The organism is Helicobacter pylori, assembly GCF_003637685.1.
GTDB lineage: Bacteria > Campylobacterota > Campylobacteria > Campylobacterales > Helicobacteraceae > Helicobacter > Helicobacter pylori_CJ.
In genome coordinates this window covers 152,127-176,894 of sequence record NZ_MVWW01000001.1, presented here as the reverse complement: position 1 = coordinate 176,894, position 24,768 = coordinate 152,127, and the positions used below count along the sequence as shown (strand labels likewise).

At 39.5% G+C, this 24,768-nt stretch carries 29 protein-coding genes and 1 pseudogene; 20 read left to right on the top strand and 10 right to left on the bottom strand.

Annotated elements, in window-relative coordinates; all coding sequences use genetic code 11:
- Positions 1-69: 69 nt before the first annotated feature.
- The 3 genes from tsaD to pdxJ form a co-directional block, all read right to left on the bottom strand.
- Positions 70-1,092, bottom strand: a complete 1,023-nt coding sequence (gene tsaD, locus EAL44_RS00825) for a tRNA (adenosine(37)-N6)-threonylcarbamoyltransferase complex transferase subunit TsaD (protein ID WP_121073694.1) — start codon at positions 1,090-1,092, stop codon at positions 70-72.
- A 63-nt stretch (positions 1,093-1,155) separates the two neighbouring features.
- Entirely contained in the window at positions 1,156-2,079 is a 924-nt protein-coding gene (gene pdxA / locus EAL44_RS00820) for a 4-hydroxythreonine-4-phosphate dehydrogenase (RefSeq protein WP_121073691.1), read from the bottom strand.
- Position 2,080: 1 nt separating this feature from the next.
- Positions 2,081-2,869: a pyridoxine 5'-phosphate synthase gene (gene pdxJ / locus EAL44_RS00815; protein WP_121073688.1), complete on the bottom strand. Its 789-nt coding sequence runs from the start codon at positions 2,867-2,869 to the stop codon at positions 2,081-2,083.
- Positions 2,870-3,004: 135 nt separating this feature from the next.
- On the opposite strand from pdxJ, the gene wecA reads away from it, so the two are divergent.
- Genes wecA through EAL44_RS00800 form a run of 3 tightly spaced genes read left to right on the top strand, consistent with a single transcriptional unit; the run spans position 3,005 to position 5,049 of the window.
- Positions 3,005-4,015, top strand: a complete 1,011-nt coding sequence (gene wecA / locus EAL44_RS00810) for an undecaprenylphosphate N-acetylglucosaminyl transferase WecA (protein ID WP_121073685.1) — start codon at positions 3,005-3,007, stop codon at positions 4,013-4,015.
- On the top strand, positions 4,012-4,608 hold the full coding sequence (lpxF, locus tag EAL44_RS00805) for a lipid A 4'-phosphatase (RefSeq protein ID WP_038418353.1): 597 nt from the start codon (positions 4,012-4,014) through the stop codon (positions 4,606-4,608). The genes wecA and lpxF overlap by 4 nt, the downstream gene beginning before the upstream one ends.
- Positions 4,609-4,617: 9 nt before the next feature.
- Positions 4,618-5,049: a hypothetical protein gene (locus tag EAL44_RS00800; RefSeq protein WP_121073682.1), complete on the top strand. Its 432-nt coding sequence runs from the start codon at positions 4,618-4,620 to the stop codon at positions 5,047-5,049.
- 186 nt (positions 5,050-5,235) lie between these two features.
- On the opposite strand, the gene metI is transcribed toward EAL44_RS00800, so the two are convergent.
- From metI to ribE, 4 genes are read right to left on the bottom strand one after another with little or no spacing between them, the layout of a single operon-like run.
- Complete coding sequence (gene metI / locus EAL44_RS00795; protein ID WP_000625450.1) at positions 5,236-5,883, bottom strand: methionine ABC transporter permease; 648 nt, start codon at positions 5,881-5,883, stop codon at positions 5,236-5,238.
- 1 nt (position 5,884) lies between these two features.
- Positions 5,885-6,868: a methionine ABC transporter ATP-binding protein gene (locus tag EAL44_RS00790; RefSeq protein ID WP_121073679.1), complete on the bottom strand. Its 984-nt coding sequence runs from the start codon at positions 6,866-6,868 to the stop codon at positions 5,885-5,887.
- 21 nt (positions 6,869-6,889) lie between these two features.
- Positions 6,890-7,162 carry a FlhB-like flagellar biosynthesis protein gene (locus EAL44_RS00785; RefSeq protein ID WP_121073676.1) on the bottom strand — a complete coding sequence of 91 codons (273 nt, stop codon included), beginning with the start codon at positions 7,160-7,162 and terminating at the stop codon, positions 6,890-6,892.
- A complete protein-coding gene (gene ribE, locus EAL44_RS00780; RefSeq protein ID WP_121073674.1) occupies positions 7,163-7,783 on the bottom strand; it encodes a riboflavin synthase in 621 nt (206 codons plus the stop codon).
- Between the two features lie 72 nt (positions 7,784-7,855).
- On the opposite strand from ribE, the gene EAL44_RS00775 reads away from it, so the two are divergent.
- The 10 genes and pseudogenes from EAL44_RS00775 to EAL44_RS07890 form a co-directional block, all read left to right on the top strand.
- Positions 7,856-8,620 (top strand): TatD family hydrolase, encoded by a 765-nt coding sequence (locus EAL44_RS00775; RefSeq protein WP_121073671.1) that lies wholly within the window; start codon positions 7,856-7,858, stop codon positions 8,618-8,620.
- A gap of 87 nt (positions 8,621-8,707) precedes the next feature.
- Positions 8,708-9,826 carry a lytic transglycosylase domain-containing protein gene (locus EAL44_RS00770; protein WP_121073668.1) on the top strand — a complete coding sequence of 373 codons (1,119 nt, stop codon included), beginning with the start codon at positions 8,708-8,710 and terminating at the stop codon, positions 9,824-9,826.
- Complete coding sequence (locus EAL44_RS00765; RefSeq protein ID WP_121073665.1) at positions 9,826-10,770, top strand: septal ring lytic transglycosylase RlpA family protein; 945 nt, start codon at positions 9,826-9,828, stop codon at positions 10,768-10,770. Before EAL44_RS00770 ends, EAL44_RS00765 begins: the two co-directional genes overlap by 1 nt.
- Entirely contained in the window at positions 10,767-11,261 is a 495-nt protein-coding gene (locus EAL44_RS00760; protein ID WP_121073662.1) for a KdsC family phosphatase, read from the top strand. The genes EAL44_RS00765 and EAL44_RS00760 overlap by 4 nt, the downstream gene beginning before the upstream one ends.
- Positions 11,236-11,829 (top strand): hypothetical protein, encoded by a 594-nt coding sequence (locus tag EAL44_RS00755; protein WP_121073659.1) that lies wholly within the window; start codon positions 11,236-11,238, stop codon positions 11,827-11,829. Before EAL44_RS00760 ends, EAL44_RS00755 begins: the two co-directional genes overlap by 26 nt.
- Positions 11,829-12,386, top strand: a complete 558-nt coding sequence (gene lptA / locus EAL44_RS00750; protein WP_050841499.1) for a lipopolysaccharide transport periplasmic protein LptA — start codon at positions 11,829-11,831, stop codon at positions 12,384-12,386. The genes EAL44_RS00755 and lptA overlap by 1 nt, the downstream gene beginning before the upstream one ends.
- Complete coding sequence (gene yihA, locus EAL44_RS00745; RefSeq protein ID WP_121073656.1) at positions 12,383-13,009, top strand: ribosome biogenesis GTP-binding protein YihA/YsxC; 627 nt, start codon at positions 12,383-12,385, stop codon at positions 13,007-13,009. Before lptA ends, yihA begins: the two co-directional genes overlap by 4 nt.
- An 11-nt stretch (positions 13,010-13,020) precedes the next feature.
- Positions 13,021-13,464, top strand: a complete 444-nt coding sequence (locus tag EAL44_RS00740) for a hypothetical protein (protein ID WP_121073654.1) — start codon at positions 13,021-13,023, stop codon at positions 13,462-13,464.
- Entirely contained in the window at positions 13,445-15,211 is a 1,767-nt protein-coding gene (mrdA, locus tag EAL44_RS00735; RefSeq protein ID WP_121073651.1) for a penicillin-binding protein 2, read from the top strand. The genes EAL44_RS00740 and mrdA overlap by 20 nt, the downstream gene beginning before the upstream one ends.
- A 209-nt stretch (positions 15,212-15,420) precedes the next feature.
- A pseudogene (locus EAL44_RS07890) lies at positions 15,421-15,496 on the top strand (sodium:calcium antiporter); the annotation flags it as partial.
- Positions 15,497-15,947: 451 nt separating this feature from the next.
- Here EAL44_RS07890 and EAL44_RS00730 read toward each other — a convergent pair.
- Together EAL44_RS00730 and EAL44_RS00725 are read right to left on the bottom strand one after the other, a co-directional pair.
- On the bottom strand, positions 15,948-16,763 hold the full coding sequence (locus tag EAL44_RS00730; protein ID WP_121073648.1) for a MetQ/NlpA family ABC transporter substrate-binding protein: 816 nt from the start codon (positions 16,761-16,763) through the stop codon (positions 15,948-15,950).
- A gap of 146 nt (positions 16,764-16,909) precedes the next feature.
- Complete coding sequence (locus EAL44_RS00725) at positions 16,910-17,506, bottom strand: peroxiredoxin (protein WP_120868280.1); 597 nt, start codon at positions 17,504-17,506, stop codon at positions 16,910-16,912.
- Between the two features lie 238 nt (positions 17,507-17,744).
- Here EAL44_RS00725 and EAL44_RS00720 point away from each other — a divergent pair, with 238 nt between their 5' ends.
- Together EAL44_RS00720 and EAL44_RS00715 are read left to right on the top strand one after the other, a co-directional pair.
- Positions 17,745-18,746 carry an ABC transporter substrate-binding protein gene (locus EAL44_RS00720; protein ID WP_121073645.1) on the top strand — a complete coding sequence of 334 codons (1,002 nt, stop codon included), beginning with the start codon at positions 17,745-17,747 and terminating at the stop codon, positions 18,744-18,746.
- A 198-nt stretch (positions 18,747-18,944) separates the two neighbouring features.
- A complete protein-coding gene (locus tag EAL44_RS00715) occupies positions 18,945-19,952 on the top strand; it encodes an ABC transporter substrate-binding protein (protein WP_121073642.1) in 1,008 nt (335 codons plus the stop codon).
- 23 nt (positions 19,953-19,975) lie between these two features.
- Here EAL44_RS00715 and EAL44_RS00710 read toward each other — a convergent pair whose 3' ends face one another.
- The gene (locus EAL44_RS00710) at positions 19,976-21,142 is read right to left on the bottom strand and encodes an FtsW/RodA/SpoVE family cell cycle protein (protein ID WP_121073639.1); all 1,167 of its coding nucleotides are present in this window, start codon (positions 21,140-21,142) and stop codon (positions 19,976-19,978) included.
- Between the two features lie 204 nt (positions 21,143-21,346).
- On the opposite strand from EAL44_RS00710, the gene flgB reads away from it, so the two are divergent.
- The 5 genes from flgB to EAL44_RS00685 all read left to right on the top strand — a co-directional run bounded on the left by flgB (position 21,347) and on the right by EAL44_RS00685 (position 24,727).
- Positions 21,347-21,769: a flagellar basal body rod protein FlgB gene (gene flgB / locus EAL44_RS00705; protein ID WP_000347750.1), complete on the top strand. Its 423-nt coding sequence runs from the start codon at positions 21,347-21,349 to the stop codon at positions 21,767-21,769.
- A gap of 12 nt (positions 21,770-21,781) precedes the next feature.
- Positions 21,782-22,267: a flagellar basal body rod protein FlgC gene (gene flgC / locus EAL44_RS00700; protein ID WP_000480116.1), complete on the top strand. Its 486-nt coding sequence runs from the start codon at positions 21,782-21,784 to the stop codon at positions 22,265-22,267.
- 127 nt (positions 22,268-22,394) lie between these two features.
- Positions 22,395-22,724, top strand: coding sequence for a flagellar hook-basal body complex protein FliE (gene fliE, locus EAL44_RS00695; RefSeq protein WP_001147918.1), 330 nt, complete (start codon positions 22,395-22,397; stop codon positions 22,722-22,724).
- Positions 22,725-22,747: 23 nt separating this feature from the next.
- Positions 22,748-22,873: a transcriptional regulator gene (locus tag EAL44_RS00690; protein WP_097688847.1), complete on the top strand. Its 126-nt coding sequence runs from the start codon at positions 22,748-22,750 to the stop codon at positions 22,871-22,873.
- Positions 22,874-22,879: 6 nt separating this feature from the next.
- Positions 22,880-24,727, top strand: a complete 1,848-nt coding sequence (locus tag EAL44_RS00685; protein ID WP_121073636.1) for a peptidoglycan D,D-transpeptidase FtsI family protein — start codon at positions 22,880-22,882, stop codon at positions 24,725-24,727.
- The last annotated feature ends 41 nt before the right edge of the window (positions 24,728-24,768 follow it).

The following is a 24,768-nucleotide window of genomic DNA, read 5'->3' as shown; positions in this document are numbered from 1 at the left end:
CTCTCAAATACAGATAAAAGATTGATAAATTTTAGGGCGTTTTATCATGCGCTTTCTTTTTGTATCCATTCACTCAAAACTTTTTAACAGTGTTCTTGGCGAAATGTTAGCCTTTTCTAAAGAGACAAAGCACTTTTTTTGATAAGCCTCTAGGCTTGATCGCCCTATCATGGCGGCATTGTCGCTGCAAAATTCTAAAGGGGCTAAAACAAGCTTGCAATCAAACTCAACGCACAAATTTTCAAACGCCTTTCTTAAAGCCAAATTTTGGCTCGCTCCCCCCACAATGCCAAAAATTTTAGGGCGTTTGATTTTAAAATAGCGTTTAGTCTGCTGGATTAAATGCTCAATAGCCGCGCTTTGAAAATGATAGCCAATCTTTTGTTTTACCTCATCGTTCAAATTAGGGGCGTTTTTTTCAACCTCCAAACGCACCGCATTTTTTAAACCTGAAAAGCTAAAAGCCAGATTCGGGCTGTTTTTTAAAGGGATAGAAAACATTAAAGGCTCGTTTGGGTGCGCATAATCAAGGGCTAATTTTTCCACTATGGGGCCTCCTGGATAGCCTAAATCAAGCATTTTAGAAACCTTATCAAAACTCTCCCCAAAGCTATCGTCTAAACTTGCGGCAACGATTTTAATGTCTTCATAATCTCTAGCCTCTAAAATCAAAGAATGCCCCCCAGAGACTAAGAGCACGCTTAAAGGCATGCAGGTTTGTTTTTCATTGATAAAGAGCGAATACACATGCCCTCTCAAATGATCTTCTAAAATCAAGGGCAAATTCAAAGACAAACTCAAGGCTTTTGCCATCATCAAACCTTCTATTAAAGTAACGCTCAAACCTGGCTGATTGGTGATAGCGATGGCTTTAATTTTGGAAAAATCCTTATTCAAGCTTATTTTAATGCGTTCTAATAAAAGCGGCAAATTCTCAGCATGCAAGCGCGATGCAAGCTCAGGCACAACGCCCCCATAAGAGCTGTGGTGCTTTTCTTGAGAGATTTTAAAATGAGCGATAAGCTTGGCGTCCTTTATTCTTGTAAGGGCTAAAGAGCTGTCATCGCAAGAACTTTCAATACTTAAAATCATGTCTTTATCTTTGGGTGGTGTTTTTGATTGAATTATACTTTGTTGGCTTGTATTTTAAAATCTTTAAGCCAAGTATTTGATCGCATTCAAATAGCTTTTGTTGTTCGCTTTGTTTTGATAAGCAATGTCAAACGCCGTGCCGTGGTCAGTGGAAGCGCGCAAAATAGGAGCGTTCAAGCTCACATTAATGCTTTCATCAAAATAGAGCGCTTTTAAAGGGGCTAGCCCCACATCATGGCTCATGCTCACATAAAAAGGGGTTATCTTGCGTTTATTGGGGGCAAAAGCGCTATCAGCGGGCAGTGGCCCCAAAAAGCATTCAAAACCCAGCGTTTGGTTGCTCTTTTGAATGGCTTTTAAAATCTTTTCATCTTCTTTTCCAAACAAGCCCTCTTCGCCCGCATGGGGGTTAAAACCACACACTTGAACGATTTGAGCTTGAGTGCTTTTTTGAAACGCTAATAAAAACTTAACTAACGCTTCTACTTGAATGAGTTGAGAAACCGCCCCTAAAGGCACATGGTCGCTAAATAGCCCTACAAAGAGTTTTGAACACCCAAGCATCATGATGATTTGATGATCTTTATAGCGTTGCTTTAAAAAATCGGTATGCCCCACAAAAGGGATTTGAGCTTGTTGCCATGCGAGTTTGTTGATAGGCAAAGTGCAAACGCCATCCACTTCTTTACTATCCGCCAACTCGCAAGCCTTTTTAAAACTCTCAAAACTATACGCTCCGCTTTGAGCGCTGACCTTGCCTATCGTGCTAGAGTTCAATAAGGGTAAGGGGGAATGGATAGCGAGTGTGTTAAGCGTTTTAGTTTCATAAGCGTTATTTAGCAATTGATTGGCCCGCTCTAAAAGTTCGCCATCAATGAGATACAACGGCTCACAAATTGCACTCACTTCCTTATGGCTTTTTAAAATCAATTCTAAGCCTACGCCTTGAATATCCCCGCAACTGATCGCAATTTTCTTTTTAGCCATTTTATCGCTTGATGAGTTGCGCCATTTCTAAAATCGCTTTTTCTAAGCCCACTAAAACCGCTTTTGAAATCACGCTATGACCGATATTAAGCTCTCTTAAAGAGGGGATTTTTAACAATTCTTTCACATTAGTATAATTCAACCCATGCCCAGCGCACACCACAATACCCATAAAAAACGCTTCTTTACTCATTCTCCTTAATTGCAAAAAAGCGTTGTGCAATTCTTCTTTCAATTCTTTGGGGCTTTTGTCTTTGAGCGCGCTAATGGCATGGATTTGATTGTTAGCGTTAGAATATAAAGCGTTGTGCAAATTCGCATACACCCCAGTGTGGAACTCCACTTGCTTGACTTGATGCTCCCTTGCAAAATGCAGAGAGTCTTTTAAAGGATCAACAAACAAAGACACTTCAATGCCTTTATTATGATACGCTCTAATAACCTCTCCTAAACCCTTTAATGAACAATCCAACCCCCCCTCTGTCGTAACCTCATTTCTGTTTTCAGGCACGATCGTAACTTTACTGGGCTTATTTTTCAAAGAGCATAAAAAATCAGTGATTTGAGCGTTGATAGAGCATTCAATATTAATAGGCAAAGGGCTTATTTCAAGCAACCTCAAAACATCTTCATTTTGAATGTGTCGTTTGTCTTCTCTTAAATGGATGGTGATTAAATCCACTTTATGGGTGTTTTTAGCGATGAATAGGGCTTCTAAAATCTCAGGCTCATAAGTCTTTCTTATCTCTCTTAAAGTAACAATGTGATCAATATTCAATCCAAAACGCATGACTATCCTTTATTTTATAATAATGATTTTTGGAATTGTAACATAAAACCCATCTCTTATGCCTATAAGATTTTATCATCAAGCTATCTTTTGCTATAATACCCAAAACAGAATGCCAATTAAATCCAATAAAAAGTGTTGTGGGTGCTATATTTTTTAACCAGTTTATTTATTTGCTCTTTGATTGTTTTGTGGTCTAAAAAATCCATGCTCTTTGTGGATAACGCTAATAAAATACAAGGCTTTCATCACGCAAGAACCCCACGAGCCGGGGGGCTTGGGATCTTTCTTTCTTTTGTGTTAGCTTATCTTTTTGAGCCTTTTGAAGCGCCTTTTAAGGGGTTTTTTGTTTTTTTGGGTTTGTTGTTAGTGTTTTTAAGCGGTTTTTTAGAAGACATTAACCTTTCATTAAGCCCCAAAATACGCCTTATTTTACAAGCCGTAGGGGTTGTTTGCATCATCTCATCAACGCCTTTGGTGGTGAGCGATTTTTCGCCCCTTTTTAGCTTATCTTACCCTATAGCTTTTTTATTCGCTGTTTTTATGCTAGTGGGCATCAGTAACGCTATTAATATCATTGACGGGTTTAACGGGCTTGCGTCTGGGATTTGTGCGATTACGCTTTTAGTCATCCATTATATAGATCCTAGCAGTTTGTCTTGTTTACTCGCTTACATGGTGCTTGGGTTTATGGTGTTGAATTTCCCTTTAGGAAAGATTTTTTTAGGCGATGGGGGGGCGTATTTTTTGGGCTTGGTGTGTGGGATTTCCCTTTTGCATTTGAGTTTAGAGCAAAAAATCAGCGTCTTTTTTGGGCTCAATTTAATGCTTTATCCAGTCATAGAAGTGCTTTTTAGTATCCTTAGGCGCAAAATAAATCGCCAGAAAGCCACCATGCCAGATAATTTGCATTTGCACACCCTTTTATTTAAATTCTTGCAACAACGCTCTTTCAATTACCCTAACCCTTTATGCGCGTTTGTCCTTATTCTGTGCAACCTGCCTTTTATTTTAATCAGCGTCTTATTCCGCTTAAATTCTTACGCGCTCATTGTCATTAGCTTGGTCTTTATCGCATGCTATTTAATAGGCTATGCTTATTTGAATAGGCAAGTTTGCACTTTAGAAAAGCGAGCGTTTCAATGAAAAAGCTCAAAGGTCTTTTTTTGATCCTGCTCTTATGGGTGTATCCTTTAAGGAGTGAGCCGATCAATGAGGGGGCATACATTTTAGAAGAGATTGGCGATGTGCTTAGGTTTTTGCCTATTTTTGTAGGCACGGTCAGTTTGGCGATGCGCGATTATAGAGGGTTAGGGGAATTAGCGGTCGGCACATTGGTTACTCAAGGCGTGATTTATGGCCTTAAAGGAGCTTTTAGCAACGCCCATAAAGATGGGGCTAGAGTGGAATTTGCCAAACGCCCGTGCTGTAATTCCTGGAGAGGCATGCCAAGCGGGCATGCTGGGGGGGCGTTTAGCGCGGCTGGGTTTGTGTATTACCGCTATGGGTGGAAGCCGGCTCTTCCTGTGATCGCTCTTGCAATTCTCACTGACGCTAGCAGAGTGGTGGCAAGACAACACACGATCTTGCAAGTTACGATCGGCAGCCTTATCGCATGGGGGTTTGCTTATTTATTCACTTCACGCTACAAACCTAAGCAATGGATGCTCTATCCTGAAATTTCTAGCGATTTTAAGGGCAGTAGCCGCTATGGGGTGAGCTTTTCTTATCGATGGTAAAGGGATAAAGTGCTAAAAAAATTATTGTTCATTTCGCTCTTTTTAGGGTTTTTAAAAGCAGAGGGCGAACATTATGAAATCATCGTTGAGCTTTCAAAGGCTTTTTTGAAAGCCCAAGAAGTTTTGACTGCGATCCATCAAGCTTATAAAACCTGCATAGAAACCGGGCATGATCGCACCCAAATACGCCTTCAAAGCGCTTTTTTAGAGAACTTGTCTCAAACAGAACAGCAATTTGATGACTATTTTGAAAAGGATTTTAAAAACATAGAAGTTTTAAAAACCTTGCTTAAAGACATCCAATCGTTAGAAAAAGCTTCCAACAAGCTTGCATGCGTTGCCCCAAAAAACGCTAAAAATTTTGAAATTTTAGAGGGAATGATAACGCAAATCATAGACTTAGAAAAACAGATGGATAAATTTATCAATGGTGCAAAATAAAGCCCATTTTCGCATGAGAACTTAATTGAATATTGATTGTAAAAAGCTCTAATTCAGTTTGAATGATAACCTTTTTAAAGCGTTTTTAGAGAGTTGAGTTTCGCCATGAGCAAAGATTAAAAATCCCCTTTAAAAAAGAGCATTAAAGTTGGCTTTGAATATTCGTATTTGATGAAAACCAAATCCCTAATACTTATGCTTTCTTAGGCGTTTCACCACATAATCCCCCGCGCTTTGAATGATTTGCACTAAAACAATAATCACAACCACCGCATAAAAAAGCACATCACCCCTATAGCTTTGATAGCCAATCCTAATGGCTAAATCCCCCAAGCCCCCAGCCCCTAACGCTCCCGCCATAGCCGAATAGCCTATTAAAGAAATTAAGGTGATGGTGATATTATTCACTAAAGAAGGCAGGCTCTCTAAAAGCATCATTTTAATGACCTCTAAGTGAGACGCTCCCAAACTTAAAGTGGTTTCAATCTTGCCATGCTCTACTTCCATTAGAGAATTTTCAAAAAGCTTTGCGACAAAAGGAATGGCTGAAATGGCTAACGGGATAATGCTCGCGCTAGATCCAATGCTTGTGCCAATCAAAAAGCGCGATAAAGGCAGGAGCAAAATAATCAAAATGATAAAAGGGAAAGAGCGAGTCATGTTGATAGAAGTGTCTAAAATCTTATGCAAAAGGGGTTTGTTTAACAAATGCCCTTTTTTACTCACTAACAATAAAACCCCCAAAGGCAAGCCAAAAACAACCGCCAAAAAGCTCGCCACAAACACCATATAAAGCGTTTCTAGCGTGGCTTGAATGAGCATTTGAGAAATCATTTTAATCCTTTAATTTTTCCACTTGTAAGCCTAAAGCGTTTAAATACTCTAAAGCCCTTTGAATCTCTGCAACATTGCCTAAAAACCGCACCACTAAATACCCTATATCTTTAGTCGTAAGCTCTTCAATGTTGCCTGAAATGATACTCACGTCTATTTTAAAACGCCTGATCAAATTAGAAATGATCGGCTCGTCTAAATGCTCCCCTAAAAACACGATGCGATAAATGTCTTGCGATTTTTGATCCCCATGCTCGTTTCTGATGCCAAGCAATTCCTTAGTAACGGCATGTTTAGGGTTAGCAAAAATTTCTTCTACTGAGCCTCTTTCCACGATTTCGCCGCTGCTGATCACACACATTTGATTGCACAATTCTTTAACCACTTCAATTTCATGCGTGATGAAAACGATGCTCAAATCAAGCTTTTTTTGAATGCCGCTTAAAAGCGTTAAAATAGAATGCGTGGTTTTAGAATCCAAAGCAGATGTGGCTTCATCGCAAAGCAACAAATCAGGGCAATTCGCCAAACTCCTAGCGATCGACACTCGTTGCTTTTGCCCACCGCTTAGCTGTTTAGGGTAAAAATGCATTTTATCTTCTAACCCCACTAATTCCAATAATTCATGCACCCTGGATTTAATCTTATTTTTTTCCCATCGGGCGATTTCTAGAGCGAAAGCGATGTTTTCAAACACGTTTTTAGCGCTCAATAAATTGAAATGCTGGAAAATCATGCCTATTTTTTGGCGCGCTTTTTGCAATTCTTTAGGCTTTAAGTTTAACAGATTGACCCCATTGACTAAAACTTCGCCAGAACTGGGGCGCTCTAAACAATTGATTAGGCGAATGAGCGTGGATTTCCCCGCCCCTGAATAGCCTATCACGCCTAAAATATCGCCTTTTTTCAATTCCAAATTCACGCCTTTTAGAGCATGAAACCCGTTTTCATAAATCTTTTCAATGTTTTTTAATTCTACTACCATCGTTTTAACTTTATACCCCGATCACTTGGACATTTGCGCGTTATTTTCCACGCTGTTGAGCCATAAAAACACCTGCACCACGCTTTCATACAATTCTTCAGGTATCGCGCAGTCTAATTCCACCTTTAAAAGTGAATCCACTAGCATGGGGTTAGAAAAGAGCGCTATATCGTATTCTTTTGCTTTTTGAATGATCCTTTTAGCCACTTCACCCACCCCGCTTGCGATCATTTTTGGGGCATGATCTTGCCCCATGTTATAGGCTAGAGCGGCGGCTTTTATGGTTTTATTCATCTAATACCCTAAAGTCAAGGCATCGGTGTCATTCCAAGAGAAATTTTTTTCAAACCCTTTTGTTTTTTTCAAAATAGACGCAACGCTGCGGACTAACATATCCGTTTCAATATTCACGCGCCGTTTGAGTGGGTAAGTTTTAAAAAGGGTGTTTTCTAAAGTGTAAGGGATAATCGTTAGCCAAAACCCCTTTTCTTCTACCTTGCTTAAAGTCAAACTCACCCCATCAACTGCAATGGAGCCTTGCTCAACGCACAACAAAAGCGTTTCTTTAGAAGCGCTGATAAAAAAATCCACTTGATTAGCGTTGTGAATGATTTTTTCAATGACCCCAATAGCGTCAATATGCCCTTGCACAAAATGCCCATCCAAACTCGCATCGGCTTTTAAGGCTGGCTCAATATGGACTAAATCCTTGTAATTTTCTAACGCTACGCTGTTTTGGGTTTTCTGGCTCAATTCCACGCTAAAATGCGTTTTTGAACTTTCTATGGCGGTCAAACACGCCCCATTAACCGCAATGCTGTCGCCAAGCTTGGGATTGAGATCGCTCTCTATACTTAAAATATTGTTGTGGAAACTCTTCACTTTAGCTATTTTGTGGATTAACCCGCTGAACATAATTGATTGTTATTCTCCTTATGTTAGAATGCTTAAATATTGTAACATATTAAATAAAACCATAGGATAAGCATGTTTATTGATACGCATTGCCATTTGGATCACAAGGACTATGAAAACGATTTAGAAGAAGTGTTAAAAGAAAGCCTAGAAAAAGGCGTTACACAATGCGTGATTCCGGGTGCGGACATGAAGGATTTGAATAGAGCGGTAGCAATTAGCGAAAAATTTGAAGGCGTGTTTTTTGCCATAGGCGCTCACCCTTATGATGTGGAAAGCTTTGATGAAAGCCTGTTTGAAAAATTTGTCAGTCATCAAAAATGCGTGGCGATAGGCGAATGCGGACTGGATTACTACCGCTTGCCTGAATTGAATGAAAGAGAAAATTATAAAAGCAAGCAAAAAGAAGTTTTCACCAAACAGATTGAGTTTTCTATCCAGCACAACAAGCCCTTGATTATCCATATTAGAGAGGCGAGTTTTGATAGTTTGAATCTTTTAAAAAACTATCCTGAATCTTTTGGGGTGTTGCATTGCTTTAACGCTGATAGCATGCTTTTAGAACTGAGCGATCGTTTTTATTATGGGATAGGGGGGGTTAGCACTTTTAAAAACGCTAAAAGACTGGTAGAGATCCTCCCTAAAATCCCTAAAAACAGGCTTCTTTTAGAAACGGATTCGCCTTATTTGACCCCACACCCTTTTAGAGGCACCAGGAATAGCCCTACTTATATCCCTTTAATCGCTCAAAAAATTGCCGAAATCATCAACATAGAGACTGAAGAACTCGCTTCTTTAAGCACGCATAACGCTCAAACGCTCTTTAGTTTCCCCTAAAATTAGGGCTTGTTAGAAAGCGTTATTCAAGTTTAGCTATAATCAAGGCTATTTTAAAAGCTGGATAGCTGTAGTTATTAGGATGTGATGCCAAAAAGAATGAAGTGTTTTAGTCAAAAATGGTTGGTTTTTTTTGTTACCCTTTTATTGGCTTCTTTAGGCCATGCGAAAATGGCTTTTGAGTCTAATATTGACACCAAAACGCTAGAGGCCTTTGGGGTTAATGCGAGCTTTTTATCCCAAATGCCCAACGCTTTAAAAAAAATGAATGAAGAAGAAGAATGGAAAAGACTTGTCAAAAGATTTGATGTGAATTACCAATTCATCCCTATCATCAAAAACATGCTCATAGAAGCGAGCGTGCCGCAAGAATTTTTGTTTTTAGCCATGGCCGAGTCTAAATTTTCATCAAGGGCTTATAGCAGGAAAAAAGCGGTAGGGATTTGGCAGTTCATGCCAAGCACGGCCAAAGAGTTAGGGCTTAAGGTCAATCATTACATTGATGAAAGAAGAGATCCCATTAAAAGCACTCAAGCGGCGATCACTTATTTGAAACGGCTCTACAAGCAAACCGGAGAGTGGTATTTGGTCGCTATGGCGTATAATTACGGCTTACGCAAGGTTCAAAACGCTATTAAAGCCGCCGGCACTTCGGATATTAAGATTTTGCTGGATGAAGATAAGAAATACCTCCCTAAAGAGACACGAGAGTATATCCGCTCCATTCTAAGCCTGGCGTTGAAATTCAACAGCCTAGACAACCTCAAAGATAAAGAATATCTGCTCAATCGTGGGGCGAGGGTGAGTTTGGTGGGCGTTCCGTTTAAAAGGCACACTTCTTTAATCCAAGTGGCCAAAAATTTGAATTTGAGTTTAGAAACCTTAAAATCCTACAACCACCAATTCCGCTATAACATTCTGCCCTCTAAAGACCCCACCTACACCATTTATATCCCTTATGAAAAACTCGCCCTTTTCAAACAACGCCAGCTCAAACAAAATAAAAATATTCAAGCTAGCCCTAAAAGCCCTTTTATCACCCATGTGGTCTTGCCTAAAGAAACCCTATCTTCTATCGCTAAACACTATCAAGTCAGTATTTCTAGTATCCAATTAGCCAATGATCTCAAAGATTCTAATATTTTTATCCACCAGCGCTTAATCATCCCCACCAACAAAAAATTACTCGCTACAAGGGAATTTTAATGGGTTTGGCGTTAAAAAAAGTTTGTTTTTTAGGCGTTATTTTTTTGATTAGCGCTTGCGCGGTTAAAAAAGAGGGAATAAAGAATTTGTCTTATAAGCATGAAAGCTTGCGCGCTTATGAAAACGCTAAAGACTATGACCCGACAACCAAAAAAGCCACCTATAAACGCAATTTTTTTGAACGCCATTTCAAACACCACTCCGATTCGCAAGATAGCAATACAAAACAACCCCTAGATAACGGCATGCGCGATTCTAGCGCGATCCAAAGGGCCACCATGCGCCCTTACCAAGTGGGAGGCAAGTGGTATTACCCCACTAAAGTGGATTTAGGCGAAAAATTTGATGGCGTTGCGAGCTGGTATGGCCCTAACTTCCATGCCAAAAAAACCAGTAATGGGGAAATTTATAACATGTATGCCCACACCGCCGCGCACAAGACTTTACCCATGAACACCGTGGTGAAAGTCATCAATGTTGATAATAACTTAAGCACCATTGTGCGCATTAATGATAGAGGGCCTTTTGTGAGCGATCGCATCATTGATTTGTCTAATGCAGCCGCTAGGGATATTGACATGGTTAAAAAAGGCACAGCCAGCGTGCGTCTCATTGTTTTGGGTTTTGGTGGGGTTATCTCCAAGCAATACGAACAATCCTTTAACGCTAACTCTTCAAAGATCTTACACAAGGAATTTAAAATCGGCGAGAGCGAAAAAAGCGTGAGCGGAGGGAAATTTTCTTTGCAAATGGGGGCTTTTAGAAACCAAATAGGCGCTCAAACTTTAGCGGATAAATTGCAAGCAGAGAATAAAAATTACAGCGTCAAGGTTGCTTTTAAAGACGATTTGTATAAAGTTTTAGTTCAAGGGTTTCAAAGCGAAGAAGAGGCCAGAGATTTTATGAAAAAAAATAACCAGAATGCGGTTTTAACGAGAGAATGATTAAATTATTGCTTTTAGATGTGGATGGCACGCTCACGGACGGGTCGTTGTATTTTGATGAAAATTTTCACGAATTCAAGGCTTTCAATGTCAAAGACGGGCTTGGCATGACGCTATGGCAAAAATTAGGCAAAAAAATCGCTATCATTACAGGAAGAACTTCAATCATGGTGAAAAAACGCATGGAGAGTTTGGGCGTTCAGTTTGTTTTTATGGGCGTTGAAAATAAAAGCGTGGTTGTGGAGCGGCTCAAAAAAGACTTGCAGTTAAACGCGCAAGAAATCGCATGCGTGGGCGATGATTATAACGATTTAGGCATGTTTAAGGCATGCGCTTGGAGTTTCGCTCCTTTTGATGCGCACCCCTTGCTTAAAAGCAAGGCCTATAAAGTGTTGCAAAATTCAGGGGGCAAGGGGGCTGTTAGGGAAGCGATTGATTATCTTTTAGAATTAGAAGGCTTGCAAGATGAAGCGCTCAAGCTTTACCTCTAATAGCGTTTTAAACTTTTTTGTGGTTTTATCTTTCATCACTGTGGGGCTAGTTTTTTTCTTTTTGCGTTCCCAACCCACTAGCGTGGTCTCTAAAGAAAATATCCCTAAAATTGAACTAGAAAATTTTAAAGCGTTTCAAATCAACGATAAAATCCTTGATCTGTCCATAGAGGGCAAAAAAGCTTTACAATACGATGATCACGAGATCTTTTTTGATTCCAAAATCAAGCGCTATGATGAAGATACCATTGAAAGCGTTGAGTCCCCTAAAGCCAAGCGGCAGCAGGATTTGTATTTCTTCCCTAATGGGGTTACTTATAAAAGAAGCGATGATTCCAGTTTTTGGAGTGAAACAGGGATCTACAACCATAAGGAGCAAAATTTTAAAGGCAAGGGCCGTTTCATCCTCACTTCAAAGGATAGCAAGATTGAAGGGCTTGATATTTCCTATTCGCATGCTTTAGCCGTTATTGAAGCTCAAAGCATTCAAGCGCATTTATTCTTAGATGAAATCAAACAAAGCCAGAAAGAAAAGAAAAAATTCCCCACTTTTAAAGGAGGTTTTTAATGCGTTGGTGGTGTTTTTTGGTGTGTTGTTTTGGTATTTTAAGCGTGATGGACGCTCAAAAAACAGACAATAAAGGTTTGAAAAAAGAAAGAGAGCTTTTAGAGATTACCGGCAACCAATTTGTAGCGAACGACAAAACCAAAACCGCCGTTATTCAAGGCAATGTGCAGATCAAGAAAGGTAAAGACCGGTTGTTTGCGGATAAGGTGAGCGTGTTTTTAAACGATAAACGAAAGCCAGAGCGCTATGAAGCCACAGGGAACACGCATTTTAACATCTTTACAGAGGATAATCGTGAAATCAGCGGGAGCGCTGACAAGCTCATTTATAACGCGCTGAATGGGGAATACAAATTATTGCAAAATGCGGTGGTTAGAGAAGTGGGGAAATCCAATGTCATCACCGGCGATGAAATCATTTTAAACAAAGCTAAGGGTTACGCTGATGTGCTGGGGAGCGCGAAACGGCCCGCTAAGTTTGTGTTTGATATGGAAGACATTAATGAAGAAAATCGTAAGGCCAAATTGAAGAAGAAAGGCGCTAAGGAAAAACCATGATCGCCATTAAAGACGCTCATTTTCTCACTTCTTCTAGCCAGCTTTTTCAATGCCCCGCAAGCCTGACTTCTGAAATGGTGATTTTAGGGCGCAGCAATGTAGGCAAAAGCACCTTTATCAATACTTTGTTGGGGAAAAATCTCGCCAAAAGCTCAGCGACGCCGGGAAAAACCCGTTTAGCGAATTTTTTTTCCACCACTTGGGAAGATAAAGAAAACGCCTTAACGACCACTTTTAATGTGATTGATTTGCCCGGGTTTGGTTACGCTAAAGTTTCTAAAAGCTTGAAAAAAGAATGGGAGGGGTTTTTATGGGAATTGTTGAGCGTTAGGACTTCAATCAAGCTTTTTATCCATTTAGTGGATGCACGCCATTTGGATTTAGAAATTGATAAAAACGCTAAAGAAAACATTCAAGCCCTTTTAAGGCCTGATCAAGCCTACCTTTCTCTTTTTACGAAATTTGACAAGTTGAATAAAAACGAGCAACACCGCCTTTTTTTAAACGCTCCTAAACCTTTTTTAATCAATACCACCCATTTTAACGCTCTTTCTTCAAAATACCCAACCCTTGAAATAGTGCGCCAAACCCTTTTAGAATACTTGCTCACTAACCCTTTATAAGCCGCAAAACCATGCTCTCTTTAAAACAAGATTCTTTTTTTTTCCTATGTCTAGGGATTTTTGGTTTTTATTTTTATAGCCTTTTAAGAGACTTAATGCCTTTTTTACCCCCTATGATTGGGTTTTTATTCTTGTTTTATGCCAAAAAATACGACCATTTTCTGCCAAACCTAAGCGTATTTGGTTGTTTGCTTTGGTTTGAGAGCATGCATTTAAAGACTTTAGGCGTTTTGGCTTTATTGTTTTTAATCTACCACCAAATCGTCTATAAAAACTCTTTAAAGCTTTTTAATGACGGCTTTTTATTCAAAACTTTGCATGTTTTTTTGGTTTATTACCTCTATTTATCGCGTTTTTTTTCGGTGTCTTTGGATTTGAAGATACTCGGTTTTCTCGCTCTTTTTGCACTCATAGAGAGCGCTTTGTGGGGTTTGTATGAAAAATCTTCGCTATAAGCTTTTACTCTTTGTTTTTATAGGGTTTTGGGGGTTATTGGTTTTAAATTTATTTATTCTAAGCGTTAAAAATCAAGAATACTATGAAAAACTGGCCGAACGCAACATGACCAAAAAGGAATTTTTAGTCCCTACAAGGGGCAACATTACAGACAGAAATGATGAATTTTTAGCCACTAATGAATTGGTGTTTGACGTGTTTTTGCCCAGCAGATTGAAACAAAAAGAGCTTTTAGAAAAAATTGAGGTGATCCAAAAGTTTTTCCCTAATTTTCCCAAAGAAACGCTTTTAAACAATTACCAAAAAGAAAATTCGCTCTATAACCATAACCTCATTAAAGTGGTGGGCTTCATTCCCTATGCCACCATGCAATCCCTTTATGCCAAACTCATTCAAACTCAAGGCATTTTTGTGCTGCCTTTAGACAAGCGCTACTACCCTAATAACGCTTTAGCTTCGCATGTTTTAGGCTATGTGGGGGTGGCAAGCTTGCAAGATCTAAAAGACGATGAAGAGAATCAATACAGCCAGATTGTGGGCAAAACCGGCATTGAAAAAGAATACAACAAGCTTTTACAAGGCAAGGTGGGCTATAAAATCATGCGTGTCAATGCGCTCAATCAAGAATTAGCCACTTTAGAAGTCGTGCCGCCAAGCGCCAATAACCACTTGCAATTGAGTTTAGACAAACGCTTGCAAAAAGAAGCGGACAAGCTCTTTGAAAATAAGAGAGGGGCTATTTTAGTGATGGATGCAGAAAATGGGGAATTGCTCGTTGCAGGAAGCTACCCTGAATACAATTTGAACGATTTTGTAGGCGGGATCAGTCAAGACAAATGGCAAAAACTTCAAGATGATATTTATAACCCCTTATTAAACCGCTTCGCTAACGCCTTGTATCCGCCGGGATCTGTGGTTAAAATGGGCGTGGGCTTGAGCTTTTTAGAAAACCTTCATATCACAGAAAACACCACTATCCCCACCCCCCCTTTTATTGAAGTGGGTAAGCGCAAATTTAGGGATTGGAAAAAAACAGGGCATGGCAATTCCAATTTGTATAAAGCGATTAGGGAGTCTGTGGATGTGTATTTTTATAAGTTTGGGCTTGAAATCTCTATAGAAAAACTCTCTAAAACCTTAAGGGAAGTGGGCTTTGGGGAAAAAACGGGCGTTGATTTGCCGAATGAATTTGTGGGGATTGTGCCGGATAATTTGTGGAAACTCAAACGCTTCAATCAAGATTGGCGCATTGGGGACACGCTCATTACGGCTATTGGGCAAGGCTCTTTTTTAGCCACGCCCTTGCAGGTTCTAGCCTACACGGGACTCATTGCGACAGGCAAACTGGCAACGCCTCATTTTGCTATCAACAACAAACAGCCGCTCAAAGACCCCCTGAATAGTTTTCAAAAAAAGAAGCTCCAAGCTTTGAGAGTAGGCATGTATGAAGTGTGCAACCATAAAGACGGCACCGCTTATCATTCCACAAGGGGTTCTAAGGTTACCTTAGCGTGTAAAACCGGCACCGCGCAAGTCGTGGAAATCGCTCAAAACATTGTCAATCGCATGAAAGAAAAGGATATGGAATATTTCCATCGATCCCATGCGTGGATCACGGCGTTTTTGCCGTATGAAAAACCCAAATACGCTATCACTATTTTAGTAGAACATGGGGAAGGGGGGTCAAAACTAGGGGGCTTGTTAGTGAAAATGAGTAATAAACTCTATGAACTCGGCTATCTTTAATAAAATTCTAAATCTTTTCAAAAACGCAACCTTCTAAACGCTAAAAACCATTAGCCAACTTGTTTCCAAACTTGTTTCAGCGCTCTACAACTCAGTCTAACGGGTGGTTTAAAACTGGCCTTTATTAAAATTTTAGGCATTGGCTGCACTCCACAGATGAAATTGACAATATGAGACTGATTGAGTTCTGCAAAATGATTGATCAAGTTGTGAAACACAACCCTAATGGCACTTATGTGAAGAGGTTTCGTTGCGTTTTCTTCGCAAGTGCGATACAACGAATAATCGTTGTTTGCGAATTGAATGAAAAGCGACACCTTGTTTAAAGGTGTCAGTGAAAATATTATCATGTTAGTGCTAGTGTTAATAATTTCACGCCATGAATGATACCCAAAATACCTCATTGAGTGCAAGCGTTTCATTCCACTAGTGAAAAATAATGTTAAGTATAATTTAAGTATAGTTCCTAGCGGAACTAAAGCATTCATCCCAAACACTAAAGATATTTAGGATTTCTGCTTGGGTGGTTTAAAGGGATAAGGGGGGGGTTATTTTGCTCCATTTCCCCCTTTAAGAAATAACGCTTTTAAGAAATTGCCACTTGATTAGCGCAAGCTCTTTTCGTTTTATTTTAAAAATACTTTTAGCGTTTTTAATACTCAATGAGAAAAGAGCTTTTGATTAGCACCTAAAAGCACCCCCCATTCATCTTAAAGATGAATTTTATCCAAATGGCTTAAAAAGCCGGGATAATCGCCCCTTTATAGGTATCCAAAATAAATTTCCTAGTCTTTTCACTTTGTAAGGCTTCAATCAGCACTTTTATGGCTTCATCTTGCGCATTATCCTCACGAGCGGCTATTAGATTGGCATAAGGCGAGTCCTTGTCTTCTGAAAATAAAGCTCCGGTGAGTTTTGCTTGCAAGGCATAATTCCCTGTTACAATAGCCCCATCCACATCCCCTAAAACTTTAGGCAATAAGGCAGCTTCTAAAGGCTTGATTTTGATGTTGTAAGGATTTTTGACAATATCAAACTCCGTAGCGTATAGATTGCTTGGGTCTTTGAGAGCGATAAGGCCTTGTTTATGGAGTAAAATCAACGCCCTGCCTTGATTGGCCGGGTCATTTGGCACAGCAATCACTGAGCCTTTTTTAAGGTTTTTAATGTCTGTGATTTTTTGAGAATAAAATCTTAAAGGCTCCACATGGATATTGGCCAAACCAACAAGGTGCATTTTTCTGTCTAAATTAAACCGATCCAAATAAGGGCGGTGCTGGAAGTAATTCGCATCTAAAGAGCCGTCATTGAGCGCTAAATTAGGCAACACATAATCGGTAAAAGACACGATCACTAATTTGATCCCTTTCTCTTTCAAATCGTCCACGACTGATTGCAAGATTTGCGCATGCGGCACAGGGCTAGCGCCCACTTTAAGCTCACGAGTGATTTTGTGGTCTTCTTTTTTTTCTTTGTGGTGTTTGGCGTCTAAGAGGTTAAAAAAACCTAAAACAATAGCGGTTACGCAAATAATACGCTTGAATATGTTCATAAAAAACCCTTTATTAAAAAAAATTAATCCAAAAATTATAAAAAGATAAAACGATACGAAAATTTTAAAAACTAGCAAAGAATAAAAAGAAAAGGATTCAACCAAGAAAAACAAAGTTTCTCTTGATCAAACAGCGAATTAAACCATCAAAGGTTAATGGAATTTTCTTTAAGATATTCTGCAACGCCTTTATGGGTAGCTTTCATCCCTTTATCGCCTTTTCTCCAGCCTGCTGGACATACTTCACCATGTTCTTCAAAGTGTAAGAGAGCGTCTACCATGCGAAGCATTTCATCTGCATTCCTACCTAATGGCAAGTCATTGATCACTGCATGTCTTACTTTCATGTTTTTGTCAATCAAAAAAGCTCCTCTCAAAGCGATCGCTTCTTCAAACAGCACATCATAGTCTCTAGAAATGCTCTTAGTAATATCAGCCACCATAGGGAAAGACACTTGACCAATACCGCCTTTTTCTACAGGGGTGTTTTTCCATGCAAAATGCACTTGTTCGCTGTCAATAGACACGCCAATCACATTAAAGCCTTTTTCTTGGAAGTCTTTCACTCTTTTGTCAAACGCAATGATTTCTGTAGGGCATACAAAAGTAAAATCTTTTGGCCAAAAGAAAAGAATCGCACCGCTCTTACCTAAATTCTTAGAAAGCTCAAAGTGTTCATCAACCTCATTGTTTCCTAAAACGGCAGGCGCTTTAAAATCGGGGGCAAGTTTTGTAACTAACATATACAACTCCTTAAGTGTTTTAAAATTTTGTTGGATCAAAATTAAACCTAAAATAGATTCAATTTATTATGCTTTCCACTCAATCAGCGGAAACATAGTGGAGTATAATCTTAAAAAGTTAATGAAAAAATATTTTCTTTAATATTTTAGGATTTTGTGAAAAAAAGTTTCATTTTTACTGCTTGTATTTCCTTAATAGTGTTATAATCGCTTCATAAATCATACGAAAGGAATTGTCATGCTAATCGCTCGCTTTAAAAAAGCTTTAATTTCTTATTCTTTAGGCGTGCTTATTGTTTCATCGTTATTAGGCGTGGCTAACGCTTCTAATCAAGAGGTCAAAGTCAAGGATTATTTTGGGGAGCAAACCATAAAGCTTCCTGTTTCTAAAATAATCTACTTGGGTAGCTTTGCAGAAGTGCCTGCCATGTTCAATACTTGGGATAGGGTTGTAGGCATTTCGGATTACGCTTTTAAATCTGATATTGTTAAAGCCACTCTCAAAGATCCTAAACGCATTAAACCCATGAGCAGCGATCATGTGGCGGCGTTGAATGTGGAGTTTTTAAAAAAGCTTAGCCCTGATCTTGTGGTAACCTTTGTGGGTAACCCTAAAGCCGTAGAGCATGCGAAAAAATTTGGTATATCATTCCTTTCTTTCCAAGAAAAAACCATTGCAGAAGTCATGGAAGATATTGACGCTCAAGCTAAAGCCTTAGAAGTTGACGCTTCTAAAAAACTGGCTAAAATGCAAGAAACTTTGGACTTTATTGCTGAGCGTTTGAAGGGCGTTAAAAAGAAAAAGGGCGTGGAGCTTTTCCATAAAGCCAATAAAATCAGCGGCCATCAAGCCCTTGATTCAGATATTTTAGAAAAAGGGGGTATAGACAATTTTGGCTTGAAATACGTCAAATTTGGGCGTGCTGACATTAGCGTGGAAAAAATCGTTAAAGAAAACCCTGAAATCATTTTCATTTGGTGGATAAGCCCGCTTAGCCCTGAAGATGTGTTAAACAACCCTAAATTTGCTACTATTAAGGCCATTAAAAACAAGCAAGTTTATAAACTCCCCACAATGGATATTGGCGGGCCTAGAGCTCCGCTCATTAGTTTGTATATCGCTTTAAAAGCCCACCCTGAAGCGTTTAAGGGTGTGGATATTAATGCGATAGTCAAAGATTATTATAAAGTGGTTTTTGATTTGAATGACGCAGAAGTTGAACCCTTTTTATGGCATTAATTTTTAAAAAAAGGGCGATATTTTTTAGCCCTTCGTGTATCGCATTAGGATTAGAACAAGCCTTGTAATTAAAATTCTTCTCCATATTTTATCTTATCTTTATCTTTTAAGATTTTATGAAAAATAGTTTCATTTTTACTATTGTTATTTTCTTAATGGTGTTATAATCGCTTTATAAATCATACAAAAAGGATCGTTATGTTAGTCACTCGCTTTAAAAAAGCTTTCATTTCTTATTCTTTAGGTGCGCTTGTCGCTTCATTATTATTGAATGTGTGCAACGCTTCAGCACAAGAAGTCAAAGTCAAGGATTATTTTGGGGATCAAACGATAAAGCTTCCTATCTCCAAAATAGCCTATATAGGGAGTTATGTAGAAGTGCCTGCCATGCTTAACGTTTGGAATAGGGTTGTAGGCGTTTCGGATTACGCTTTTAAAGACGACATTGTTAAAGCCACTCTCAAAGGCGAAGATCTTAAACGAGTCAAACACATGAGTACTGATCATACAGCCGCATTGAATGTGGAGCTTTTAAAAAAGCTTAGCCCTGATCTTGTAGTAACCTTTGTGGGCAACCCTAAAGCGGTAGAGCATGCGAAAAAATTTGGGATATCATTTCTTTCTTTCCAAGAGACAACGATTGCAGAGGCCATGCAAGCGATGCAAGCTCAAGCCACGGTCTTAGAAGTTGACGCTTCTAAAAAATTCGCCAAAATGCAAGAAACTTTGGACTTTATTGCTGAGCGTTTGAAGGGCGTTAAAAAGAAAAAGGGCGTGGAACTTTTCCATAAAGCCAACAAGATTAGCGGCCATCAGGCAATTAGCTCGGATATTTTAGAAAAAGGGGGCATAGACAATTTTGGCTTGAAATACGTCAAATTTGGGCGTGCAGATATTAATATAGAAAAAATCGTTAAAGAAAACCCTGAAATCATTTTCATTTGGTGGGTAAGCCCACTCACGCCTGAAGACGTGTTAAACAACCCTAAGTTTTCCACTATCAAAGCTATCAAAAACAAACAAGTCTATAAACTCCCCACAATGGATATTGGCGGGCCTAGAGCTCCGCTCATTAGTTTGTATATCGCTTTAAAAGCCCACCCTGAAGCCTTTAAGGGCGTGGATATTAATGCGATGATCAAAGATTACTATAAGGTTGTTTTTGATTTGAATGACGCAGAAATTGAACCCTTTTTATGGCATTAATTTTTTAAAAGGGCTAGTATTTTTTAGCCCTTGGTGTATCGCGCTAGGCTTAGAACAAGCCCTATAGCGATACAATTCGCTAAAAGCGAACTCCCTCCATAGCTCAAAAACGGCACCGCTAGGCCTTTAACCGGAAGAATTCCTCCCACCCCAAAAGCGTTGATCACCAAAGAAAAACTGATGAGCAGCACCACGCCCACGCAAAATAGCGAATATTTTGGCTCTTTCAAGCGGTTAGCGATCCTAAAAATCAAAACAATCAAAACAGAAAACAAAATAAAACAAACGCATAGCCCTAAAAACCCCCATTCTTCGGCGATCCCAGCTAAGACCATGTCCGTATGCACTTCGCTCAAAAACCCAAGCTTGATTTGCCCAAGCCCAAGCCCTTGCCCCAACAGCCCCCCATTATGCATGGCATTGCCTGCATGAAAGACTTGATAGGATTCGGGCAAGTCGCTTATTCTAAGAGCGTTCGATAATTTATCTGGCAAGAGCGTAAAAAGCGAGTTTTGCAAATTAGACCACCACAATTTCAGGCGTAAAATCCTATGCTCGCTTGTAACAATCGCTAAAACGCTGATCGCAAACGCCCCTGAAATAATCAAGCCAAACAAATGCGCACTCCCCCCAGAAAAAACCAATAACACCGCTAAAACCGCCCCCAAAAGAACAATCTGCCCCAAATCGTTTTGCAAAACCCCTACCCCAATCGCTAAGGCTACAAACACCACTGAATAAGGCACAAAAGTGATGAGTTCTTCTTTGACATTAGCCTTTTCTTTTGCCACAAAGGTGCGGGACAAACTCCACGCAAGGAAAAAGGTGAAACCAATCTTTAAAAACTCCAAAGGCGCTAGAGAGAAAAACCCCAAACGAATCCAACGCTTCGCCCCCCCTGCGCTGCTAGAAAGGCTTTCTGGCAAAAAAAACATGCCAATAATGAGCAATGGTGGGATAAAAAGAAGAAAAAACCCCAAACGACTAAACCACTTGCTAGGATCAACCCTAGACAACCCCCACATGATAACAATCCCCATGATCGCGCTTAAAAGCTGTCGTATGAAAAAATGGAATTCCCCATAATGATACAGCACCACTGTGGTGTAAGTTGAGAGCGAATAGCTCATCAATACCCCCAAAAAAATCAATAGCGAAGCGCAAAAAAACAGGTTTCTGTCTGTAGTCATTAGGATTTCCTTATTTTGGTTTTTTGAATAGGCGTTATCTTAAGGTATTTTAGGGGTATTTTACACTATAATGGCTCTGAATTGGCTTATCGCTCAAGCTTAAGCATGCTTTGAAATTGATCGCATTCTTTGATGAGAAACAGGCTGATTTTGGAATGTTTTTTGCATGCTTTAATTTTGCAAGGGTTTAAAAAAGGGGTTTTGATGGATTTTTCTAAAGCGTTTGGATTGGTTTATAAAGCGCTAGATTATAGGGCTTTAAGGCAAGATATGATCGCTTCTAACATCGCTAATGTGGATACCCCCTTTTACAGGCCAAAGGATTTGGATTTTGAAAGCGTTTTAGCGGAGAAAAAAGCAGAAATTTTTGAAAACCAGTCTAGTAAAGTTTTGCCTTTAGCCCACACTAACCCTAGGCATTTAGACTTTGAAAATAGCGCTAAAAATGGGGCGAGCCTTTTTTTTAGGGACGGGCATTTGGCTAAAAATGATGGCAACAGCGTGGATTTAGATATAGAAACGAGTGAAATGGGCAAGAACTCCACCATGTATTTAGCCTTGAGTTCAGCCTTAAAAAAGTATCGAGGCGTGATCAATTACGCCATTGATTCCAGCAAGAATTTATAGTTAAGGGGAAGCATGTTTTTATCTTCTTTTGATATTAGCGGTTATGGTTTGTCCGCCCAACGCTTAAGGGCTAATTTGATTTCTTCTAATATCGCTAACGCTAACACCACGCGCACGAGCGAAGGAGGCCCTTATAGGAGGCAAGAAGCGGTGTTTAGGGCTTTTGATTTCAATGAGATTTTGAATCAAAAAATCGCTCAAAACAATCAAATTACCCCCTATGAAGACCCCTTAGATGAAGGCGATGATAACCCCTTAATCCCCATTACAAGCGTGGTGGTGGATAAGATTGTGCGCGATGATAGCGAGCCGTTGATGAAATACGATCCCAGCCACCCTGATGCTAACGCTCAAGGCTATGTGGCTTACCCTAATGTGAATGCGGTGGTTGAAATGGCGGACTTAGTGGAAGCGACTAGAGCCTATCAGGCCAATGTTGCAGCCTTTCAAAGCGCTAAAAACATGGCGCAAAACGCGATTGGCATGTTACAAACATGAATGATTTTCAACAATTTATGGTAGTATAAGGAAATTTAGGTAGTATTAGCCAAAGATCAGTAGAATACAGAAATGAATAAAATATTTAATAGAGTTAAATTTTTAAAAAAGAGCTTAAGGAGGTTCTATGCAAGCCATACACAATGATAAAAGCTTATTGAGTCCTTTCTCTGAGCTTAACACGGACAATAGGACTAAAAGAGAAGAATCAGGTAGCACCTTTAAAGAACAAAAGGGTGGGGAGTTTTCTAAACTCTTGAAACAATCCATCAATGAGCTTAACAACACTCAAGAGCAATCCGATAAAGCCTTAGCCGACATGGCGACAGGGCAAATCAAAGACTTACACCAAGCGGCTATCGCCATAGGGAAGGCTGAAACGAGCATGAAACTCATGCTTGAAGTGCGCAACAAAGCGATTAGCGCTTATAAAGAGCTTTTAAGAACGCAGATCTAGTTTCTTAAGTGGCTTCTCTTTAAATGATCGCTTGGTCCTTTTTAAAGAGAGGGTTTGTTGTTGCTACACCCCCTTTTAACAGATTTTACCATCAAAAATTCATGCTCTCATGCGTTGTGAAAATCCAACGCTACGCCATTTCTAAGTAAGCGTTCATGGATAATAAAAACATTGATCCCAACTTCAACCCAGAGCGATTTTTAGAAACCCAAAAATACAAGGGCTCTGTTACAGCATTAATCTTTTTATTGCTTTTTATCGTTTTTTTAATGGTGGCTTTTAAAAAAGCTTTTTTTTTCCAAGCCAACATGCCCAATCTGGTGATGAGCAAACAAGACACTGCGGCTAGGGGGACTATCTATAGTCAAGACAACTATAGCTTGGCCGCTTCGCAAACCCTTTTCAAACTGGGCTTTGACACGAGGTTTTTAAATCCAGATAAAGAAGATTTTTTCATTGATTTCCTTTCTATTTATAGCAATATCCCTAAAAACTCCCTAAAAGACGCCATCAATACGAAAGGCTATATTATTCTAGCCTATGATCTCACGCCCAATATGGCCGCTAATATTAGAGACTTGAATAAGAAATTTTTAACCTTTGGGGTTTTTCAAAATTTCAAAGACGCGCACGATAAAGTGTGGCAAAAACAAGGGCTAAACATTGAAGTGAGCGGCGTTTCTAGGCATTACCCTTATCAAAATAGCCTAGAGCCAATCATTGGCTATGTGCAAAAACAAGAAGAAGACAAACTCACTTTAACTACCGGTAAAAAAGGCGTTGAAAAATCTCAAGATCACTTGCTTAAAGCCCAACAAAATGGCGTAAGAACAGGCAAAAGAGACGTGAGTTTTAACTTTATTCAAAACCACTCTTACACAGAGGTTGAGCGCCTTGATGGCTATGAGGTGTATTTGAGCATTCCTTTAAAACTCCAAAGAGAAATTGAAACCCTATTAGATAAAACTAAAGACAAACTCAGGGCTAAAGAAATCCTAGTGGGTATCATTAACCCTAAAAGTGGGGAAATCTTATCGCTAGCTTCAAGCAAGCGCTTCAATCCTAACGCCATTAAAACCAGCGATTATGAAAGCTTGAATTTGAGCGTCGCCGAAAAGGTTTTTGAGCCAGGCAGCACGATTAAACCCATTGTTTATTCCTTGCTGTTGGATAAGAATTTGATCAACCCTAAAGAACGCATTGATTTAAACCATGGCTATTACCAATTAGGAAAATACACCATTAAAGACGACTTTATCCCCAGTAAAAAAGCCGTTGTTGAAGACATTTTGATCCAATCTAGCAATGTGGGCATGATAAAAATCAGTAAAAATCTCAACCCAGAGGATTTCTATAACGGGCTTTTAGGCTATGGGTTTTCTCAAAAAACGGGCATTGACTTATCCTTAGAGACCACAGGAAAGATCCCTCCTTTGTCCGCTTTCAAGCGTGAAGTGTTAAAGGGGAGCGTCTCTTATGGCTATGGGTTGAACGCGACTTTTTTGCAACTTTTAAGGGCTTATGCGGTGTTTTCTAATGAAGGCAAATTGACCACCCCTTATTTAGTGCAGCGAGAAACCGCCCCTAATGGCGATATTTACATCCCTAGCCCCAAACCCACTTTTCAAGTCATTAGCCCCAAAAGTGCCAGGAAAATGAAAGAAACCTTAATCAAAGTGGTGCGTTATGGCACCGGCAAAAACGCTCAATTTGAAGGGCTATACATAGGGGGCAAAACCGGCACGGCTAGGGTTGCTAAAAACGGGAGTTATAGCGCAGAGTCCTACAACAGCTCTTTTTTTGGGTTCGCTGAAGATGAAAGGCAGGTTTTTACTATCGGCGTGGTTATCTTAGGCTCGCACGGCAAGGAAGAATATTACGCTAGCAAGATTGCAGCCCCCATTTTTAAAGAAATCACCGAAATTTTAGTGCGTTACAATTACCTATCGCCCTCTATTGCGATTCAAAACGCATTGGAGAAAAACCGCTTTAAGATAAAATAAAAGGCTCTTTTTAACCCAAACCCCAAAAAGGAGTCTTAAGT

What these genes read in the sequence shown, in the direction of transcription:
- tsaD (WP_121073694.1), bottom strand. Translation starts at nt 1,092, where the DNA reads ATGATTTTAAGTATTGAAAGTTCTTGCGATGACAGCTCTTTAGCCCTT.
- pdxA (WP_121073691.1), bottom strand. Translation starts at nt 2,079, where the DNA reads ATGGCTAAAAAGAAAATTGCGATCAGTTGCGGGGATATTCAAGGCGTA.
- pdxJ (WP_121073688.1), bottom strand. Translation starts at nt 2,869, where the DNA reads ATGCGTTTTGGATTGAATATTGATCACATTGTTACTTTAAGAGAGATA.
- lpxF (WP_038418353.1), top strand. Translation starts at nt 4,012, where the DNA reads ATGAAAAAGCTCAAAGGTCTTTTTTTGATCCTGCTCTTATGGGTGTAT.
- metI (WP_000625450.1), bottom strand. Translation starts at nt 5,883, where the DNA reads ATGATTTCTCAAATGCTCATTCAAGCCACGCTAGAAACGCTTTATATG.
- EAL44_RS00790 (WP_121073679.1), bottom strand. Translation starts at nt 6,868, where the DNA reads ATGGTAGTAGAATTAAAAAACATTGAAAAGATTTATGAAAACGGGTTT.
- EAL44_RS00785 (WP_121073676.1), bottom strand. Translation starts at nt 7,162, where the DNA reads ATGAATAAAACCATAAAAGCCGCCGCTCTAGCCTATAACATGGGGCAA.
- ribE (WP_121073674.1), bottom strand. Translation starts at nt 7,783, where the DNA reads ATGTTCAGCGGGTTAATCCACAAAATAGCTAAAGTGAAGAGTTTCCAC.
- EAL44_RS00775 (WP_121073671.1), top strand. Translation starts at nt 7,856, where the DNA reads ATGTTTATTGATACGCATTGCCATTTGGATCACAAGGACTATGAAAAC.
- EAL44_RS00770 (WP_121073668.1), top strand. Translation starts at nt 8,708, where the DNA reads ATGCCAAAAAGAATGAAGTGTTTTAGTCAAAAATGGTTGGTTTTTTTT.
- EAL44_RS00765 (WP_121073665.1), top strand. Translation starts at nt 9,826, where the DNA reads ATGGGTTTGGCGTTAAAAAAAGTTTGTTTTTTAGGCGTTATTTTTTTG.
- EAL44_RS00760 (WP_121073662.1), top strand. Translation starts at nt 10,767, where the DNA reads ATGATTAAATTATTGCTTTTAGATGTGGATGGCACGCTCACGGACGGG.
- EAL44_RS00755 (WP_121073659.1), top strand. Translation starts at nt 11,236, where the DNA reads ATGAAGCGCTCAAGCTTTACCTCTAATAGCGTTTTAAACTTTTTTGTG.
- lptA (WP_050841499.1), top strand. Translation starts at nt 11,829, where the DNA reads ATGCGTTGGTGGTGTTTTTTGGTGTGTTGTTTTGGTATTTTAAGCGTG.
- yihA (WP_121073656.1), top strand. Translation starts at nt 12,383, where the DNA reads ATGATCGCCATTAAAGACGCTCATTTTCTCACTTCTTCTAGCCAGCTT.
- EAL44_RS00740 (WP_121073654.1), top strand. Translation starts at nt 13,021, where the DNA reads ATGCTCTCTTTAAAACAAGATTCTTTTTTTTTCCTATGTCTAGGGATT.
- mrdA (WP_121073651.1), top strand. Translation starts at nt 13,445, where the DNA reads ATGAAAAATCTTCGCTATAAGCTTTTACTCTTTGTTTTTATAGGGTTT.
- EAL44_RS00730 (WP_121073648.1), bottom strand. Translation starts at nt 16,763, where the DNA reads ATGAACATATTCAAGCGTATTATTTGCGTAACCGCTATTGTTTTAGGT.
- EAL44_RS00725 (WP_120868280.1), bottom strand. Translation starts at nt 17,506, where the DNA reads ATGTTAGTTACAAAACTTGCCCCCGATTTTAAAGCGCCTGCCGTTTTA.
- EAL44_RS00720 (WP_121073645.1), top strand. Translation starts at nt 17,745, where the DNA reads ATGCTAATCGCTCGCTTTAAAAAAGCTTTAATTTCTTATTCTTTAGGC.
- EAL44_RS00715 (WP_121073642.1), top strand. Translation starts at nt 18,945, where the DNA reads ATGTTAGTCACTCGCTTTAAAAAAGCTTTCATTTCTTATTCTTTAGGT.
- EAL44_RS00710 (WP_121073639.1), bottom strand. Translation starts at nt 21,142, where the DNA reads ATGACTACAGACAGAAACCTGTTTTTTTGCGCTTCGCTATTGATTTTT.
- flgB (WP_000347750.1), top strand. Translation starts at nt 21,347, where the DNA reads ATGGATTTTTCTAAAGCGTTTGGATTGGTTTATAAAGCGCTAGATTAT.
- flgC (WP_000480116.1), top strand. Translation starts at nt 21,782, where the DNA reads ATGTTTTTATCTTCTTTTGATATTAGCGGTTATGGTTTGTCCGCCCAA.
- fliE (WP_001147918.1), top strand. Translation starts at nt 22,395, where the DNA reads ATGCAAGCCATACACAATGATAAAAGCTTATTGAGTCCTTTCTCTGAG.
- EAL44_RS00690 (WP_097688847.1), top strand. Translation starts at nt 22,748, where the DNA reads ATGATCGCTTGGTCCTTTTTAAAGAGAGGGTTTGTTGTTGCTACACCC.
- EAL44_RS00685 (WP_121073636.1), top strand. Translation starts at nt 22,880, where the DNA reads ATGGATAATAAAAACATTGATCCCAACTTCAACCCAGAGCGATTTTTA.